14 protein-coding genes are annotated in these 17,463 nt (G+C 64.0%); 1 reads left to right on the top strand and 13 read right to left on the bottom strand.

Annotated elements, in window-relative coordinates; genetic code table 11:
• Nucleotides 1–2: 2 nt before the first annotated feature.
• The 13 genes from ACTU46_RS02960 to pyrR all read right to left on the bottom strand — a co-directional run bounded on the left by ACTU46_RS02960 (nucleotide 3) and on the right by pyrR (nucleotide 15,674).
• Entirely contained in the window at nucleotides 3–968 is a 966-nt protein-coding gene (locus ACTU46_RS02960; protein WP_443378775.1) for an NAD(P)H-hydrate epimerase, read from the bottom strand.
• 47 nt (nucleotides 969–1,015) lie between these two features.
• A complete protein-coding gene (locus ACTU46_RS02955) occupies nucleotides 1,016–3,037 on the bottom strand; it encodes a primosomal protein N' (protein ID WP_443378772.1) in 2,022 nt (673 codons plus the stop codon).
• A gap of 11 nt (nucleotides 3,038–3,048) precedes the next feature.
• Nucleotides 3,049–4,263 (bottom strand): methionine adenosyltransferase, encoded by a 1,215-nt coding sequence (metK, locus tag ACTU46_RS02950; RefSeq protein WP_443378769.1) that lies wholly within the window; start codon nucleotides 4,261–4,263, stop codon nucleotides 3,049–3,051.
• 120 nt (nucleotides 4,264–4,383) lie between these two features.
• Nucleotides 4,384–5,673 carry a bifunctional phosphopantothenoylcysteine decarboxylase/phosphopantothenate--cysteine ligase CoaBC gene (coaBC, locus tag ACTU46_RS02945; RefSeq protein WP_443378766.1) on the bottom strand — a complete coding sequence of 430 codons (1,290 nt, stop codon included), beginning with the start codon at nucleotides 5,671–5,673 and terminating at the stop codon, nucleotides 4,384–4,386.
• A gap of 189 nt (nucleotides 5,674–5,862) precedes the next feature.
• Nucleotides 5,863–6,144, bottom strand: a complete 282-nt coding sequence (gene rpoZ, locus ACTU46_RS02940) for a DNA-directed RNA polymerase subunit omega (RefSeq protein WP_443378763.1) — start codon at nucleotides 6,142–6,144, stop codon at nucleotides 5,863–5,865.
• An 82-nt stretch (nucleotides 6,145–6,226) separates the two neighbouring features.
• On the bottom strand, nucleotides 6,227–6,799 hold the full coding sequence (gmk, locus tag ACTU46_RS02935) for a guanylate kinase (RefSeq protein WP_443378761.1): 573 nt from the start codon (nucleotides 6,797–6,799) through the stop codon (nucleotides 6,227–6,229).
• Between the two features lie 4 nt (nucleotides 6,800–6,803).
• Nucleotides 6,804–7,127, bottom strand: a complete 324-nt coding sequence (gene mihF, locus ACTU46_RS02930) for an integration host factor, actinobacterial type (RefSeq protein ID WP_156230992.1) — start codon at nucleotides 7,125–7,127, stop codon at nucleotides 6,804–6,806.
• A 208-nt stretch (nucleotides 7,128–7,335) separates the two neighbouring features.
• A complete protein-coding gene (gene pyrF / locus ACTU46_RS02925; RefSeq protein WP_443379431.1) occupies nucleotides 7,336–8,169 on the bottom strand; it encodes an orotidine-5'-phosphate decarboxylase in 834 nt (277 codons plus the stop codon).
• Between the two features lie 11 nt (nucleotides 8,170–8,180).
• Nucleotides 8,181–11,531, bottom strand: coding sequence for a carbamoyl-phosphate synthase large subunit (gene carB, locus ACTU46_RS02920; RefSeq protein ID WP_443378757.1), 3,351 nt, complete (start codon nucleotides 11,529–11,531; stop codon nucleotides 8,181–8,183).
• 6 nt (nucleotides 11,532–11,537) lie between these two features.
• The gene (gene carA / locus ACTU46_RS02915; protein WP_443378754.1) at nucleotides 11,538–12,737 is read right to left on the bottom strand and encodes a glutamine-hydrolyzing carbamoyl-phosphate synthase small subunit; all 1,200 of its coding nucleotides are present in this window, start codon (nucleotides 12,735–12,737) and stop codon (nucleotides 11,538–11,540) included.
• Between the two features lie 19 nt (nucleotides 12,738–12,756).
• A complete protein-coding gene (locus tag ACTU46_RS02910; protein ID WP_443378751.1) occupies nucleotides 12,757–14,118 on the bottom strand; it encodes a dihydroorotase in 1,362 nt (453 codons plus the stop codon).
• 33 nt (nucleotides 14,119–14,151) lie between these two features.
• On the bottom strand, nucleotides 14,152–15,093 hold the full coding sequence (locus ACTU46_RS02905) for an aspartate carbamoyltransferase catalytic subunit (protein ID WP_443378748.1): 942 nt from the start codon (nucleotides 15,091–15,093) through the stop codon (nucleotides 14,152–14,154).
• Nucleotides 15,090–15,674, bottom strand: a complete 585-nt coding sequence (gene pyrR / locus ACTU46_RS02900; RefSeq protein ID WP_443378745.1) for a bifunctional pyr operon transcriptional regulator/uracil phosphoribosyltransferase PyrR — start codon at nucleotides 15,672–15,674, stop codon at nucleotides 15,090–15,092. Before pyrR ends, ACTU46_RS02905 begins: the two co-directional genes overlap by 4 nt.
• Nucleotides 15,675–15,820: 146 nt before the next feature.
• Here pyrR and ACTU46_RS02895 point away from each other — a divergent pair, with 146 nt between their 5' ends.
• Entirely contained in the window at nucleotides 15,821–17,419 is a 1,599-nt protein-coding gene (locus tag ACTU46_RS02895; RefSeq protein ID WP_443378742.1) for a TIGR01777 family oxidoreductase, read from the top strand.
• The last annotated feature ends 44 nt before the right edge of the window (nucleotides 17,420–17,463 follow it).

Raw genomic sequence — 17,463 nt, 5'->3', positions numbered from 1 at the left:
GCTCATCGACGCTGCGCTGGATCGCCCTGGGCGATCTCCTCGGCGGTGGCAGGTGGATATGCTGGCAGCTCACTGATCCGCTCCGCCAGGATGCCGAAACCGAGACTCTCATGATCCCCGAGAACCAGGGTGGCGCTTCCCGGGAGAACCTGCTGCCACGCCTGGGACACCGGGAGAAAGTCCCCGGGGTAGAGATCATCGATGCTTGCCGGAATCGCGAATCCCGGCTGCGGCCTGATCAACCGAGAGAAGCTCTCCGGCCATTCATTCCCGAGGTCGAAACGGTTGCCGGCCAACAGAACCATGCCGCAGTGCTCCCCGGTGTGGGCGCCGCGCAGTGCCCCGAGTGCCAGCGTGACTGTGGGAGCCCCGGGGTGTTCACCCTCCTCCCACGCGGCTGAAGGTAGCGCCGGCTGTTCCCCACTGTCGGCGTGGACCCCCGCCGGAACATCCACCGCGATCGTGGGAAACCACCGTGAGATCTCGGCGTAGCGAGCCCACTGATCCCTCAGCGGCCCATTCAGTCCACTGCCCACCAGGGCCTCAATGATCAGGCAGTGGGTCTGACCGATGTCCTCCTGGATGAGGTGCGCCCCCGAGGTTTCGTAGCCACCGGCCTTCTGCACCTCGGCCAGGAGGGCGTGATTCTTACTGTCCTCCTCGAAGCACCCGCCCTCCGGGGTGGCCAGCGCCATCACGTCGACAATCCGGCCCCGCTCCACCAGTACCTTTGCGGCGCGTAACCCATCTGCTCCGTTACCGCCCGGCCCGGCGAGCACCAGGATCCGACCACTGCGCTCTTCGGTAACCGGGCTGTCCACCATCGCCGCCGCCAGATCCGCCAGAGCCTGCGCCGCCAGGTTCTCGAGCCTTTCGCGCGTCGGTGCAAAGCACGACAGTTGGTCCGCCTCCTGTGGGAGGCGAGACAGCGCATCATCGAGGGCCTGTTGGGCCACTATGTGCTGCATGAGGGCAACCATAGCGCTGCGGGCCTGAGCGGGGCGTCGATAAGCGGCTAACCGATGTGGATCGGGTCCACCTGAATCCGCAGCGGAAGGTCATCCTTGCGGGCGGCCCGGGCCACCATCGCCGCGCGCAGTGCGCGGCCCAGGTCCGAGCGAGACCCCAACGGAGTACGGATCAGCAACCGTTGGGGTGGCCCGTACTTGCGTTCGTCATACTCGCCCGGCAGCGTCACCCCGGGTGGCAGGTCTACCGGGCCGAGCACCTCGGAGTTCTCCGGCAGCTCCATCATCTCCATGAAGTGCTCCAAGGAGGCGCTCGCCCCATCCAGGGCCGCCATGTGGACCGAGGGCGGGAAGCCGACCTCGCGCCGCTGCGCCAACTCCATCGACGCCGCCCCCACCATGTCCCAGCGGATCAGGGCCTGCACCGCGGTGTGTGCTGGATCGGCGACGACGATGACTTCCCCACCCGCTGCCCGGGACTTCACGTGGGTGGCCACTGCCGCCCACTTGGCCAGGGTCTCCTCGGTGGCCCGCAGATCCTGGCGCCCCAGCAGCGCCCAGGTATCCAGCAGCAGCGCCGCACCATAGGTGCCCCCGAGGATCCGGGGTTCCGCGCCGGGCGTGGAAATCACCAGGCGGGGTCCATGTTCCAGGGTGTCAATGATCCGGTTACCGCCTGAGGTACTGACCTTGACGCTGGGGAAGGCCCTACCGAGTTCCTCTGCGGTGCGCTGCGTACCCAGCACCACGGCACGCAGCTTCGGGGAACCACACTCACCGCAGCGGTGCCGCGAGTCTGGTCGGCCACACCAGCGACAGGTGGGAACTGCGGCTTGGCCCTCGCCTGCCGGCAGACCGAGAGGTCCATTGCAGTGACGACAGCGGGCCGGTGCCCGGCACGTCCCGCAGGCCAGCGTCGGCACATAGCCTTTTCGGGGCACCTGGACCAGCACCGGATCCTTGCGTGCCAGTGCGGAACGCACCGCATCAAAAGCCACCTTGGGCAGCCGGGCAGAACGTGCCAGCGGGTCACGTTCGAGCTCGAAGTCGGTTTCCCCCACCGCCCGGATCCAGGGCATCCGAGTGCGCAGGGTGTCTCGCGGAGCCACCAGATCATGGGCCCAACCACTCTCCACGAGCAGCTGGGTCTCTGCGGTCCGGGAGTGCCCCGCCACCACCAGCGAGCAGCCCTCCTGCACCGAACGAGTGGTCAGCACCTCCCGCGCATGTGGATAGGGTGCCCGTGGATCAACAAGGTTCTCATCGCCATCATTGAAAATCACCGCCAGCTTGAGGTTGTTCACCGGCGCGAAAGCCGCACTCCGGGTCCCGATAACCAGCCGGCCCTGCCCGGCCAGGATGGAAAGATAGCGTCGGTAGCGGGCTTGCGGGCCGAGCCCGGAATTGAGCACCGTAATTTGTTTTGCTGCGAGGATCTCCCGCAGTGCCTCCTCCAGCTGGTCCAGGTCACGCTGGTCCGGCACCACCACCAGCGCACCGCCACCGTCGATGACGACCTTCGCCGCCAATGCGGCAATGGTTGAAGCCCAGTCCCCGCCGGGGGCCACCTGCCAGGCAGCTCGCGCCGTGGTGCCTGCGAGCACGGCATCGACGAAGGACGTCCCGTGGGTGTAGACCGCCCAGGCAGAGAGATCCGGTTCGGAATACTCCCCCAGGTCCTCCCAGGACGTTTCAACATCGGAGTTCTCCGCCTGGGCATGGCGGGAAGGAATCGCCGAACGGATGATGTCCGAGCGCACCCCGCCATAGCGCTGTGCCAGCGCCTCCACCAGTTTCCGGGTCTGTTCCGGAAAGACCACCACCGGAGAGATCACCCGCTCCAGCCACACCAGCCGACCCTCGTGCGCGGTGTCGTGGGTCCGTTCGATGACGAGGGCGTCGACAAGCCTGCCGCCGAAACGGATGCGGACCCGCACGCCGGGCTGGACCTCGGGGTCCTGCACCGTGTCAATGCGGTAGTCGAAGAGCCGGTCCAGATGTGCCAGGCCCAGAAGGGGAAGAACCCGCGCCACCGACTTTGTGGAAGCGGGGACGCGGGGTGAAGCCATGAAGAGATACTTTACAGGCCGGCTGCCTGGCGCAGCTGATCGACGCGGTCAAGGCTCTCCCAGGGCAGGTCCACATCCGTGCGACCGAAGTGGCCGTAGGCGGCGGTGGTGGCGTAGATCGGACGCAGCAGATCAAGCTCGCGGATGATCGCGGCCGGGCGGAGGTCGAAGACCTCGGTCACGGCAGCCTGGATCTTCTCATCATCCAGACCCTCATGTGCGGTGCCGAAGGTCTCGATGTAGAGCCCCACCGGAGTCGCCCGGCCGATGGCGTAGGCGACCTGAACTTCAGCGCGATCAGCCAGGCCGGCGGCGACGATGTTCTTGGCCACCCATCGCATGGCATAGGCGGCGGAGCGGTCCACCTTGCTCGGATCCTTGCCGGAGAAGGCGCCGCCACCGTGGCGGGCCATGCCGCCGTAGGTGTCGACGATGATTTTGCGACCGGTGAGGCCGGCATCGCCCATCGGCCCGCCGAGGATGAAGGAACCGGAGGGGTTGATCAGCAGCGTCAGCTCATCGGTGTAGTACTTTTCCAGCGCAGCATCCGCGATGACCCACTCCAGCACGTGCTCACGAAGCTGCTCAGCGAGCCAGTCCTGGGTGATCTCGGGGTCATGCTGGGTGGAGATGACCACAGTATCCAGGTGGGAGGGCTGGTCCCCGTCGTAGGCGAAGGTGACCTGGGTCTTGCCGTCCGGGCGAAGGTTGGGAACGATCCCCTCCTTGCGGACATAAGTCAGCCGACGTGCCAGGCGGTGTGCCAATGCGATCGGCAGCGGCATGAACTCCGGGGTCTCGTTCGAGGCATAACCGAACATCAGACCCTGGTCACCGGCACCGGCCCGGTCATCATCCTCGACGCCGGAATCCGAACGCAGCTCCTGGGAGTTGTCCACCCCGTGACCGATCTCCGGGGACTGCTCGCCGATGGCGATATTGACACCACAGGTACTGCCATCGAATCCGACCTCGGAGGAGGTGAAGCCGATTTCCTTGAGCTTCTTGCGGACCAGCGTCGGAATCTCGACATAGGCCGAGGTCCGGACCTCACCGACCACATGAACCTGGCCGGTGGTCACGAGGGTCTCCACGGCCACCCGGGCGCCGGGATCCTGCGCGATGATGGCATCGAGGATGGTGTCAGAGATGGCGTCGCAGATCTTGTCGGGATGGCCCTCGGTCACGGACTCGCTGGTGAACAGGCGCACTGCGGTAGTTGCCACGAAATCAATCCTTACTTGCTGAATCAACACAAAATTTTAGGTACCCCGCCACATTAGACCAAGCGGTCTACGTTTTGCAATGGGACTATGAACCGCTCAGGCCGGTCGTGTTTTCGAAGGCTAACTTCGAGCTGCCCGGTCAGCGCTCTCCGTGAGAGCATCCACCGCTTTCAGGATCTGAGCCGCCACCACCTGCTTGGAACCGTCCTCGATCTCCACCACCGTCGGCTGGGCCGGTTCCCCAGTCCGCGCCAGCAGCCAACCCCGGTTCCGCTTCTCACCGAATACCTTGCCCACGCCGACTTCATTGCACATGAGCAGGTCACAACCCTTGCGGGCGAGCTTCGCCACCGCCAGGTCCAGAGCCGAGTGCCCGTCATCCCCGGTTTCTGCGGCAAAACCGACAATCACCATCGATGCCGGAAGCTTCCCTGCCGCCCGATCCACCACCAGTGTCCGCAGGATGTCCGGATTCTCCACCATCCGCAGCGTCTGCAGTGAATCCTCATCACTGCCCTTCTTCATCTTCGAGGTGGCCTCGGTGTCCGGGCGGAAATCCGCGACCGCGGCCGCCATGATCACCAGGTCCATCTCCGGAGCATGCGTTGCGACGGCCGCGGCAAGGTCACCCGTGGATACCACGCGGATCACCCGCGCCCCGGCCGGCGTGGGCAGCTCATCAACATTTCCGACGATCAAGGTGACCTCGGCACCGCGCTGGGCAGCGATCTCGGCCAGGGCGTATCCCTGGCGACCTGAGGAGCGGTTCCCCACATAGCGCACCGGATCAATATTCTCCTGGGTACCACCGGCGGTGATCAGTACCTTCTTGCCCTCCCAGGTGTAGCTGGGCACCTGGCCGTCCAAGACGGTCCGCACCAGCTCAGCGATCTGGCTGGGCTCCGGAAGGCGGCCCGGACCGGAGTCCTTGCCGGTCAGCCGGCCATGAGCCGGCTCCATCACGATGATCCCGCGTTGTCTGAGGGTCGCCACATTCGCCCGGGTAGCCGGGTTATGCCACATCTCGGTGTGCATGGCCGGGGCCAGGATCACCGGACAGGTGGCCACCAGGATGGTGGCGGTCAGCAGATCATCAGCCCGCCCGGCCGCGACCCGCGCCATGAGGTCCGCGGTGGCTGGGGCCACGACAATCGCTTCCGCCTCCTGCCCCACCCGCACGTGCTGGACCTCCTCCACCGCATCAAAAACGGTGGTGGACACCGGGTTGCCGGACAAGGCCTCAAAGGTCGCCGCCCCGACAAAATTCAGGGCCGCGGCGGTGGGCACCACCCGGACCTCATCGCCGTATTCCTTGAGATCCCGCACCACATGGCACGCCTTATACGCGGCAATGCCACCGGCCACCCCCACCACGATCTTCCGGCCGACTTCATTGGGCTGCTGATTCACTGTTCTGTGTACCTCATCTATGCGGACTATTTGAGGGGGATTTCCCTTATACCTAAGCCTACCGAGAACCCTGCCCCCTGCCCCGTGGCTGGCTAAGACAATGAGAAACCCCGGTCGCTTCCCCACCGATATGGTGGGGAAGCGACCGGGGTCGGGGCGAAAAACATTTCGCCGGACAGTAGCTTGAGGCTACTGACCTTCCTCGTGGTCGAGGAGGCCGGCATCGATCTCGCGGAGCGCGATCGAGAGCGGCTTCTCCCCGGGTTCCGGGGTCACCAGCGGTCCGACGAACTCGAACACGCCCTCATCTGCCTGCTGGTAGTAGCTGTTGATCTGCCGCGCGCGCTTAGCGGCGAAGATCGCCAGAGCGTACTTGGAAGAAACCTTCTCCAGCAGTTCATCGATCGGCGGAGAGGTAATACCGATCGGCGGATCGAACACCGCCTGGGTCTCGTTGCTCGCGTTATTCACGTAGCACCCTTTCACTGGAATTGCGGAAAATACTTGAGTGGCAGTACCCCGGAAGGTACTGCCTCACCATGGCCGGTGGCGCTTATCTGCCCTGCAGAATAGCACTGATGGCGCTGACGGCCTCATTCACATCGTCATTGATGACGACATAATCAAACTCGTCCTTCGCAGCCAGCTCCGCGCGAGCGGTCTCCAGACGACGCTGGATAACCTCCTCCGGTTCAGTACCACGGCCGGTGAGACGCTCAACGAGAGTCTCCCAGCTGGGCGGTGCCAAAAACACGGTCTTTGCGCTCGGGAGCATACGCGCCACGTTACGCGCACCCTCAAGGTCAACCTCGACCAAAACAGGTCGGCCTTCCGAGAGAGCTAGCTTCACCGGGGCGGCCGGGGTTCCCGAGCGCTGCAAACCACCGTGGATCTCTGCCCATTCGAGCATTTCACCACGATCGATCGTCGCCTGGAACTCCGTCGGAGAGACATAGAAATAGTCCCGTCCATCCACCTCACCGGGCCGCGGAGCCCGGGTGGTCATCGAGACACTGAAATAAAGACTCTCGACATCACTGCGAAGACGATTAACCACCGTGGATTTTCCCACGGCCGAAGGGCCAGCCAGAACGACCAGATTGGCCTCGGAGTTATCGTCGGCCATCCGATTAGTCCTCAGAGAAACCGAAACGCTCAAGCAGAGCACGACGCTGGCGATCGCCGAGGCCACGCAGACGACGGGTCTGGGCGATCTCGAGCTCCTCCATGATTTCCTTGGCCTTGACCTTGCCAACCTTCGGCAGAGCCTCAAGCAGTGCGGAGACCTTGGTCTTGCCAATGATCTCATCGGTCTGCGCCTTTTCCAGGACAGCCTTGAGGTTGGTGTCACCTCGCTTGAGGTTCTCCTTCAGCTCGGCACGTGCCTTGCGGGCCTCAGCGGCCTTTGCGAGGGCTTGCTTACGCTGCTCATCAGTCAACTGTGGAAGGGCCACGGGTTCCTCCGATTCGGATTAATGGATAGTTCTTGTGGTACATGGGTACCAGATATCCCCGGGGCACATTCGATAGGACACATTGATTGCACCCCGGGGATTTTCGTTCAGTCTAGCACTAGGTCGTTTCAGACCTCGCATTTCATCAGCGTTTCAGCACGTCAACGACGTGCAAAACACAAAACACCAGGTCATTCACTTAGCATTCTCACCTGGGGAAACCCGGAAATTCAGCGGCTGCCGCCGCCAAGGAAATCCGCAGATCCGCAACCGCGGGTCCCGCCTTGAGAATGTCGCGGGAGATGTTCGGGAAGGCAAGCTCCTCGACCCCGGCGGCAATCCGGGAGATATCTTCCCGGCCGGCACCCTGGGCGCCGACACCCGGCATCAGTACCGGGCCGTTGAGCGCCGAAAGATCCGGCGGCGAGGTCAGGGTCGCCCCGACCACCACTCCGAGATTTCCCGCGCGCCCCGCTGCACGGTGGGGCGCATTATAGGCCGCCACCTCATCGACGATCCGCTGGGACAGTGTGCGCCCGGTGGCGTCGATATGGGATTGCAGCTCCACGGCCTCAGGGTTCGAGGTCGCGGCGAGCAGAAACACTCCCCGACCGGTCTCCTCGGCCAACTCCAGCACCGGAGCCAGTGCCCCGACCCCGAGAAAGGGCGAGACGGTCACGGCGTCGGAAAGCAAGGGGGACCCCTCGCCCAGCCAGGCCTGCGCATAACCGGCCATGGTGGAGCCGATATCACCACGTTTTGCATCCGCGACCACCAGGCAGCCGGCCTCACGCAGCTCCGCGATCGTCTCCTCTAGTACGGCGAAGCCACGGGAGCCAAAGCGTTCATAGAAGGCCACCTGGGGCTTGACCAGGGCTGCGGTGTCCGCGAAGGCGGCCACGCAACGACGGCTGAATTCAGCCAGTCCCTCGATGTCATCACCAAGGCCCCAGGCCTGCAGCAGGCTCGCGTGCGGGTCGATGCCGACACAGAGTCGGCCACGCTCCGCCGCGACATCCCGCAGCTTCTCCCCGAAGGTCACCGATGCGGCACTCACTGCTGCTGCCCCAGCACGGTGTGCGTGAGCTCCTGCAGTGCACGGACGGTCAGCTCACCGGAGCGCAGGGCCTCGATGCCCTGGACAGCGGCGGTGATGCCCTGCACGGTGGTCACCAACGGAACACCCTTGGACACGGCGGCACCACGAATGTCATAACCATCGTGGCGGGCGCCGGCGGAGCCTGCCGGAGTGTTCAGGATCAGGTCGATCTCGCCGGCCTTGATCAGATCGACGACAGAGGTGCCCTCGGCACCGGCTTTGACCTCATTCTGCTTGAGCACGACCTCACACTCGATGCCGTTGCGCTTGAGCATGGTGGCGGTGCCCTGGGTAGCCAGGATCTTGAAACCACGGCTGGCCAGCTGCTGGATCGGCAGGATGACGGTGCGCTTGTCACGGTTGGCCACCGAGACGAAGATGGTTCCCTCGGTCGGCAGGGCACCGAATGCCCCGGCCTCGGCCTTGGCGTAAGCGGCACCGAAGTTATCGGCCAAGCCCATCACTTCACCGGTGGACTTCATCTCCGGGGAGAGCAGGGAATCCAGCATGGTGCCGTCGGGGCGACGGAAACGGTTGAAGGGCAGCACCGCTTCCTTCACCGCGATCGGTGCGTCCAGCGGCAGGGAGCCACCGTCGTAGGAGGTGGGGATCATGCCCTCAGCCTGCAGCTCCGGAATGGTGGCGCCGAGCGAGATGCGGGCGGCGGCCTTGGCCAGGTGCACCCCGGTGGCCTTCGAGACGAAGGGCACGGTGCGGGAGGCGCGGGGGTTGGCTTCAATGACGTAGAGGATGTCATCCTTGAGCGCGAACTGGACGTTCATCAGGCCCTTGACACCGATACCGTGGGCCAACTTGATGGTGGCGGTACGGACCTTCTCAATATCCTCGTCACCCAGGGTCATCGGCGGCAGGGCGCAGGCGGAGTCACCGGAGTGAATACCAGCCTCTTCAATGTGCTCCATGACACCGGCAAGGTAGACGTTCTCCCCATCACACAGGGCGTCGACGTCGATCTCGATGGCGGAGTCCAGGAAGCGGTCCACCAGCACCGGGTGGTCGGTGTTGAGCTCGGTGGCGCGGTCGATGTAATCGTGCAGGGAGTCTTCGTCGTAGACGATCTCCATGCCACGGCCACCCAGCACATAGGAGGGGCGGACCAGAACCGGGTAGCCGACGTTGGCGGCCACGGCTCTGGCCTCCTCGAAGGAGGTGGCGGTACCGAAGGCCGGGGCGGGCAACTCGGCGCGCTGGAGAACGCCGCCGAACTCGCCACGGTCCTCCGCCAGGTCAATGGACTTCGGGGAGGTGCCGACGACCGGGACTCCCGCGTCCTCCAGCTTCTGGGCCAGGCCCAGCGGGGTCTGGCCACCCAGCTGGACGATGACGCCGGCGACGGTGCCGGACTCACACTCCGCGTGATAGACCTCCATGACGTCCTCGAAGGTCAGCGGCTCGAAGTAGAGACGATCGGCGGTGTCATAATCGGTGGAGACGGTCTCCGGGTTGCAGTTGACCATGATGGTCTCATAGCCGACGCGGGAAAGCTCCAGCGCAGCGTGGACACAGGAGTAGTCGAACTCGATGCCCTGGCCGATACGGTTCGGGCCGGAACCCAGGATGAGGACCTTCTCGCGCTCGGTCTGCGGGGCAACCTCGGACTCGGCGGCCGGATCCAGCTCATAGGCCGAGTAGTGGTAGGGGGTCTTGGCCTCGAACTCGGCGGCACAGGTATCCACCGTTTTGAAGACCGGGCGGATGCCCAGGGACCAGCGCAGACGACGGATCCCGTCCTCACCGGCGAACTCCGGACGCAGGGCGGCGATCTGGGCGTCGGAAAGGCCGTGGAACTTGGCCTCACGCAGCAGATCCTCATCCAGGGTCGGGGCGTCAACCAGGGTCTCGCGGAGATCCACCAGGGTTTTCAGCTCAGCCAGGAACCACGGATCGATGCTGGAAGCCTCGTGGAGCTCCTCAATGGTGGCACCCAGGCGCAGCGCGAGTTCAGCATCGTACATCCGGCCCTCGGTCGGACGCTTGAGGTCTTCCAGGACAGCCTTGACATCGGTGGCACGCTCACCGGCGATGGCCTCATCGCTCAGCGTCCAGAAACCGGCGGCCTTGGTCTCCAGGGAACGCATGACCTTGTTCAGGGCAGCGGTGTAGTTACGGCCCAGGGACATGGCCTCACCCACGGACTTCATGGTGGTGGTGAGGGTGTCATCGGCGCCGGGGAACTTCTCGAAAGCAAAGCGCGGGGCCTTGACCACGACATAGTCCAGGGTCGGCTCGAAAGCGGCCGGGGTGGAGCCGGTGATGTCGTTGGTGATCTCGTTCAGGGTGTAGCCGATGGCCAGCTTGGCGGCGATCTTCGCGATCGGGAAGCCGGTGGCCTTGGAGGCCAGCGCCGAGGAACGGGAGACACGCGGGTTCATCTCAATGGTGATCAGACGACCGTCGCGCGGGTTGATGGCGAACTGGATATTACAGCCGCCGGTGTCCACGCCGACCTCACGGATGATATCGATACCCTGATCGCGCATCTTCTGGAACTCGACGTCAGTCAAGGTCATGGAGGGTGCCACTGTAACCGAGTCACCGGTGTGGACACCCATCGCATCGATGTTCTCGATGGAACAGATGACCACGACGTTGTCATCGCTGTCACGCATGAGCTCGAGCTCGAATTCCTTCCAACCGAGGATGGACTCCTCGATCAGCACGTTGGCTTCGGGGGAAGCAGCCAGCCCGCCACCGGCGATGCGCTCAAGATCAGCGTCGTTGTAGGCCAGGCCGGAGCCCAGACCACCCATGGTGAAGGAAGGCCGGACCACGACTGGCAGGCCGAGATCGGCGACGGCCTCGTGGACCTCGTCCATGTTGTGGCAGACCCACGAGCGAGCGGACTCGCCACCGATCTTGGCGACGATATCCTTGAACTTCTGACGGTCCTCGCCACGCTCGATCGCGTCGATATCGGCGCCGATCAGCTCCACGCCGTACTTGGTGAGGATGCCTGCCCGGTCGAGCTGAATAGCTGCGTTCAGGGCAGTCTGTCCGCCCAGGGTGGCCAGGACAGCGTCAATCGGGTGGCCCTGCTCGATCTCCTTGGCGAAGATCTTGTCAATGTACTCCGTCTCGATCGGCTCGACGTAAGTGTGATCGGCGAACTCCGGGTCGGTCATGATGGTGGCCGGGTTGGAGTTGATGAGGGTGACCCGCAGGCCCTCCTCCTTGAGAACTCGGCACGCTTGGGTACCGGAGTAGTCAAATTCACAGGCCTGGCCGATGACGATCGGGCCGGAGCCAATGACCAGGACGTGCTTGATGTCGTTGCGCTTGGGCATGGTGTATTAACCCTCCTGGGTGGTCTGCTGAGCGGACATGAGCTCGAGGAACTGATCGAAGAGCGGGTTGGCGTCGTGCGGACCGGCCGCGGACTCCGGGTGGTACTGCACGGAAAAGGCCAGGCCGTTTTCCAGGGCGACGCCCTCGACGCAGTCATCGTTGAGGCAGGAGTGGGTGACCTGAGCAGGACCAAAATCGGTCTCGAAGGTCTTCCCGGCCTCTCCCTTCAGCGCGAAGCCGTGGTTCTGGGACGTGATGTCGATCTTGCCGGTGAGATGGTTAATCACCGGGACATTGATGCCACGGTGGCCGAACTTCATCTTGTAGGTCTCCATGCCCAGGGCGCGGCCCAGGATCTGGTTACCGAAGCAGATTCCGAACAGGGGCACCTTTGCCTCGAGAATCTCGCGGACGATACCGACCATGGTGTCGGCGGTGGCCGGGTCACCGGGACCATTGGAGATGAACACGCCATCTGGGTTGAGCTGCTGCACCTCGGCGAAGGGGGTGTTGGCGGGCACCACGATGGTGCGGATGCCGCGCTTGACCAGGTTGTTCGGGGTGGCGGACTTGATGCCCATGTCATAGGCGACGGCGGTGAACTTGACCTCGCCCGCTGGCTCCAGGGTGTAACTCTGCGTGGTGGTGACCTCGGCGGCCAGGTCGGCGCCGGCCATGGAGGGCTGAGCCTTGACTTCAGCCAGCAGCGTATCGACGTCGCGCTGGGCATCGGCGCCGGAGAAGATGCCGGCGGCGATGGATCCCTCGTTGCGCAGGTGGCGGGTCAGCGCCCGGGTATCGATGCCGCGGATGCCGATGACACCCTGCTTGCTCATCTCCTCCTCGAGGCTGCGCTGAGCGCGGAAATTGGAGACCCGGGCGGCGAGATCACGGATGATCAGGCCGGCGACCCAGATTTTGCCCTCCGCGTTTTCATTGTCTTCGTCATTCCAGCCGGTGTTGCCGATCTGGGGGGCGGTCATAGTGACCAGCTGACGGTGGAAGGAGGGATCGGTCATCGTCTCCTGGTAACCGGACATGCCGGTGGTGAACACGGCTTCTCCGAGAGTGGTGCCGGTAGCTCCGAAACCGCGGCCACGGAAAACACGGCCGTCGGCGAGGACCAGCAGGGCGAGGTCAGTAGTAGACGTCAAGGCGTCACCTTTCAACTGGGAGGGTTGCTCAATTGAGTGTATATGATTCATTGGATTGTATTTTATGCGACTAGGTCACGGAAGTGGAAGCGACACCCGCGCGGCAGGTCACCCTGCCCCGGAGAATGGTGGTGCTGACCTTCGCGCTGAACTCCATTCCCTCAAAGGGGGTGTTTTCAGCCTTCGAGGCCATCGCAGCACCGTGGGCGGTCCAACTCTGCCCCGGGTCCACCACGCAGAGGTTGGCGGGCTCACCAACCTCGATCGGCCGTCCATGCCCTGGGAGCCTGGTGATCTCGGCGGGGCGCTCACTCATCACCTTGGCCACCCAACGCCAATCGGCCAGGCCGGACTTGACGAAGGTGTCCGCAATGATGGACAGGGAGGTTTCCAGGCCGAGCATGCCGGGCTTGGCGTGTTCGAACTCGACACACTTGTCCTCGGAACCGTGCGGGGCGTGATCGGTGGCCACCACGTCGATGGTCCCGTCGAGCAGTGCCTGCCGCAGCGCCAGGGTGTCGCGCTCTTCACGCAGCGGCGGATTGACGCGGTTGACCCCGTCATAGGTGGCCAGACGCTCATCGGTGAGGATGAGATGGTGCGGAGTGACCTCGGCGGACATCGGAATGCCCTGCCCCTTGGCCCATTTGAGGAGTTCCACGGTCCCCTCGGTCGAGGCGTGGCAGATATGGATCCGGTTACCGTAGTCCCGGGCCAGCAGCGCGTCGCGGGCGACAATGGACTCTTCCGCGGCACGCGGCCAGCCACGCAGACCCAGCTTGGCGGCGTTCTCACCCTCGTGGGCGACCGCCCCCTCGGTCAGGCGGGGTTCCTCGCAGTGTTGTGCCAACAAGACATCCATGCCCCGGGCATACTCGATGGCCCGGCGCATCAGCAGCGGGTTCTCCACGCATTTGCCGTCATCGGAGAACATCCGGACCTTCGCCTCGGAAGCGGCCATCATGCCGAATTCCGTGAGTTCCTTGCCCTGGAGTCCCTTGGTGATTGAGCCGACCGGGTGAACATCGCAGAGGTTGATGTTCTGGCCCTTGAGCCAGACCCCCTCGGCGATCACCGGCTGGTCCATCACCGGGGAGGTGTTGGCCATCGTGAACACGGCGGTGAAACCACCCTGGGCGGCGGCGGCGGAACCGGTGGCAATGGTCTCGGTGTCCTCGCGGCCGGGCTCACGCAGGTGGACATGCATATCCACCAGACCCGGCAGCAGCACTCCCCCGTTACCGTCGACGGTTTCATCGGCTGCGGTATCGGCGGCGGCATCGAGGTCGACGATCAGCCCCTCGCGGACCAGCACGTTAACCGGTTCGCCCTCACCGTAGACGCGGACATTGCTCAGCAGCAGGGTTCCCGCAGCGGCCGGTGCCAGCGGGCCGGTAGCCGGGAAATCCTGTGCCTGAATCTTTTCTGACATATGGGTTCTCGTTTCTTTCTCCGGTGAGCTGGACTAGAAGCCCGGCTGGTTGGTGCCAGCCAGAAGGGTGAACAGGACCGCCATCCGCAGGTGCACACCATTGGAAACCTGCTGGAGCACTGCGGTGTTCGGGGCATCGGCGACGGCGAAGTTGATCTCCATGCCGCGCAGCATGGGACCGGGGTGCATGACGATCGCATCCTTCTTCATGGTGGCCGCACGTGCCTTGGAGAGACCGAAGTAGGTGGCATACTCGCGGTGCGAGGGGAAAAAGCCGCCGTGCATACGTTCCGCCTGCACCCGCAGCATCATCACGACGTCGGCGTCCTTGAGCTCGGCATCGAAGTTCTGGGTGGTGCGCACCGGCCAGGTCTCCACCCGCGCAGGCAGCAGCGTCGGCGGGGCGACCAGGACAATCTCAGCGCCCAACTTGGCGAGCAGGTCCACATTCGAGCGCACGACACGGGAATGCAGGCAGTCACCGACGATGAGGATCTTGCGGCCGGCGATGTCGCCGAGGCGCTGGCGCATGGTCACGGCATCGAGAAGCGCCTGGGTGGGGTGCTGGTGCGAACCGTCACCAGCATTGATGATGCTGGGGCCGATGCCGTTCGGGGCCAGCCAGCCAGCCAGCTGCTGCGCGGCACCCGAAGCCGGATGGCGCACGATGACCGCGTCAGCGCCGATGGCGGCGAGGGTCGCACCGGTGTCCTTGAGGGACTCGCCTTTGGAGACCGAGGATGAGGAAGCGGAGATGTTGATGACATCGGCGCTCATCCACTTGCCGGCGGTCTCGAAGGAGGCGCGGGTGCGGGTGGAGTTCTCATAGAACATGGTGAAGATCGTGCGACCACGCAGGGTGGGGAGTTTCTTGATTTCCCGCCCCTCGAGGGCCTCCCGGAAGCGATCCGCCTCATCCAGGAGCCCGATGATCTCGTCCCGGCTCAAATCTGCGATGGAAAGTAGGTGCTTCACTTGGCGCCCTCCCGGCGGGCTCGGGTCAGTTGAACGCAGTCGCGACCGTCGATCTCCGCGAGCAGCACATCGACTACTTCATTGCGGGAGGTCGGCAGGTTCTTGCCCACGTAGTTGGCACGGATCGGCAGCTGACGGTGGCCCCGGTCGACCAGGACCGCGAGATGAATGCTGTGGTAACTCCCGAGATCGCCCAGCGCATCGAAAGCGGCGCGGACGGTACGACCGGTGAAGAGGACATCATCCACCAGGATCACGATGGCATCATCGATACCACCGGCCGGAATGCTCGTCGGCCGCAGTGCCCGGTGAGGCTTATTTCGCAGGTCATCGCGGTAGAGGGTGACATCCAGCGCGCCAATAGGCACCTGAATTCCAGTGAACTCCTCGATCTTCTCCGCCAAGCGCTTGGCCAACGGGACACCACCGGAGGGTATTCCCAACAGCAGAACCCTGGGGGCATCATCGGAGTCGAGAGCCGTCTGTTCAATGATCTGGTGCGCGATGCGCGCGACGGTACGCCGGACTTCGTCGGAGCTTAAGAGCTCGACGGTTTCGCCGGAGACGTCGTGTTCGCTCATCGTAACCTCCTTCCCCGCCTCTCTGGGCGGTCATTAAAGGATGTCTGAATGGGTCGAAAAACTTTGTCTATGCTTGAGACAGTCGAATTCTACCATGGAGACTTTCTAGTACACCCCATCAACATCAGCAGAGGGAGGGCCGTCGGATGAGCCTGACCGCCAGCCATATCGTTCCAGCGTCCCGCGAACTCGTCTGGGAGTGGCACACCCGCCCCGGCGCACTCGCCCGACTCTCCCCACCTTTCCTATCCATGACCCCGATCCAACAGGCTCAACGCCTCTCGGACGGCACCACCATCTTCGCCCTACCCGCCGGCCTGAAGTGGGTTTCCCGGCACGACCTCTCCGCCTACCGGCGGGGCTTCCAATTCACCGATGTCTGCACCAGCGCCCCCTTCAAGGCGGTGGCCAACTGGCGCCACATCCACTCCTTCGAGGACCACCCCGAGGGCACCCTGATCACCGACTCGGTGAGCACCCGCCTGCCCGCCGGCAGCCTGGCCCCGATGTTCTCCTACCGCCAGCACCAGCTGATCGAGGACATCCAGGCCCTCGGCCGCTTCGCGGAGTTCAGCCCACCGGATAAATCCGGCGAGCCGAAGTCCCTGGTCATCGCCATGACCGGTTCCCGCGGCCTGATCGGCCGGGCCCTGAGCGCCCAACTGACCACCGCCGGCCACCAGGTGATTCAACTGGTCCGTAAAACCCCCAAACCCGGCCAGCGACTCTGGGACGAGCATTACCCGGAAAAGGATTTGCTAGCGGGAGTCGACGTTCTGGTACACCTGGCTGGCGAACCGATCTCCGGCCGTTTCAATGAAGCACACAAGAAGTCTGTTCGAGACTCCCGCATGGAACCGACCCGACGGCTCGCCGAGTTGGTAGCCAACTCCCCCAGCTGCACCACCATGGTCTCCGCCTCCGCCATCGGTTATTACGGAGCCGACCGGGGCGATGAAGAGCTGGATGAATCCGCCGAGCAGGGCAAGGGCTTTCTCGCCGAGGTCGTCCACGACTGGGAGGAAGCCACTACCCCAGCCGCCGAGTCCGGGGCCCGGACCGTCCAGATCCGCACCGGCATCGTACTCAGCGGCCGGGGCGGCATGCTCCCCCCATTGCGCACCCTCTTCAGTGCCGGCCTCGGCGGCAACTTCGGTGACGGTAATTTCTGGATGTCCTGGATCGCCATCGACGACATCACCGACATCTATGTCCGGGCGATTCTCGATAGGCAGCTGCAGGGCCCGGTCAATGCGGTCTCCCCCAACCCGGTCCTCAACCGTGACCTGGTCACCGCGCTCTCCGCCAGTATGCACCGACCCAAGCTCTTCCAGATCCCCAGCATCGGCCCCCGGATGGTACTGGGCAAAGAAGGCTCCGAGCAGCTGGCGATGGCCGACCAGAAGGTCTGCCCCCGCGTCCTCAAGCAGCTGAACCATCACTTCCGCTACCCCACCATTGAAGCAGCGCTCGCCCATGAACTCGGCCATGAAGAGCTCTGGGGAACGAAGCACACCGCTGAACTCACCGAGGACAACGAGCCGGCGGCGCTGAGTGCGCAACCTGCTGGGAACGGAGTTGAGATCCCAGGGATTGCCACCGGTTCCACCCACCAGCCGGAACGCTCGACCGAGACCCCGGACCGGGCGGATGCCGCTAAGCCCGGAGTGCCTAACCCCACCCGGGAAACCGATGATGATGATTGGGAGGACGAGGCGAAAACTGGCTCCTGGTCTGACAGCTAGGATGGACCGCGAGAACCTGATCCCGATCTTGCGAAGGAACGTAG

The organism is Corynebacterium sp. A21 (assembly GCF_052266655.1).
GTDB lineage: Bacteria > Actinomycetota > Actinomycetes > Mycobacteriales > Mycobacteriaceae > Corynebacterium.
The sequence above is the reverse complement of the archived record's forward strand: the minus strand, read 5'-3'. Positions and strand labels throughout refer to the sequence as shown.

Excerpts from the sequence above, each read along its gene's own strand:
- ACTU46_RS02960 (WP_443378775.1), bottom strand. The coding sequence starts at position 968 with ATGCAGCACATAGTGGCCCAACAGGCCCTCGATGATGCGCTGTCTCGC.
- ACTU46_RS02955 (WP_443378772.1), bottom strand. The coding sequence starts at position 3,037 with ATGGCTTCACCCCGCGTCCCCGCTTCCACAAAGTCGGTGGCGCGGGTT.
- gmk (WP_443378761.1), bottom strand. The coding sequence starts at position 6,799 with ATGGCCGACGATAACTCCGAGGCCAATCTGGTCGTTCTGGCTGGCCCT.
- carB (WP_443378757.1), bottom strand. The coding sequence starts at position 11,531 with ATGCCCAAGCGCAACGACATCAAGCACGTCCTGGTCATTGGCTCCGGC.
- carA (WP_443378754.1), bottom strand. The coding sequence starts at position 12,737 with ATGAATCATATACACTCAATTGAGCAACCCTCCCAGTTGAAAGGTGAC.
- ACTU46_RS02910 (WP_443378751.1), bottom strand. The coding sequence starts at position 14,118 with ATGTCAGAAAAGATTCAGGCACAGGATTTCCCGGCTACCGGCCCGCTG.
- pyrR (WP_443378745.1), bottom strand. The coding sequence starts at position 15,674 with ATGAGCGAACACGACGTCTCCGGCGAAACCGTCGAGCTCTTAAGCTCC.
- ACTU46_RS02895 (WP_443378742.1), top strand. The coding sequence starts at position 15,821 with ATGAGCCTGACCGCCAGCCATATCGTTCCAGCGTCCCGCGAACTCGTC.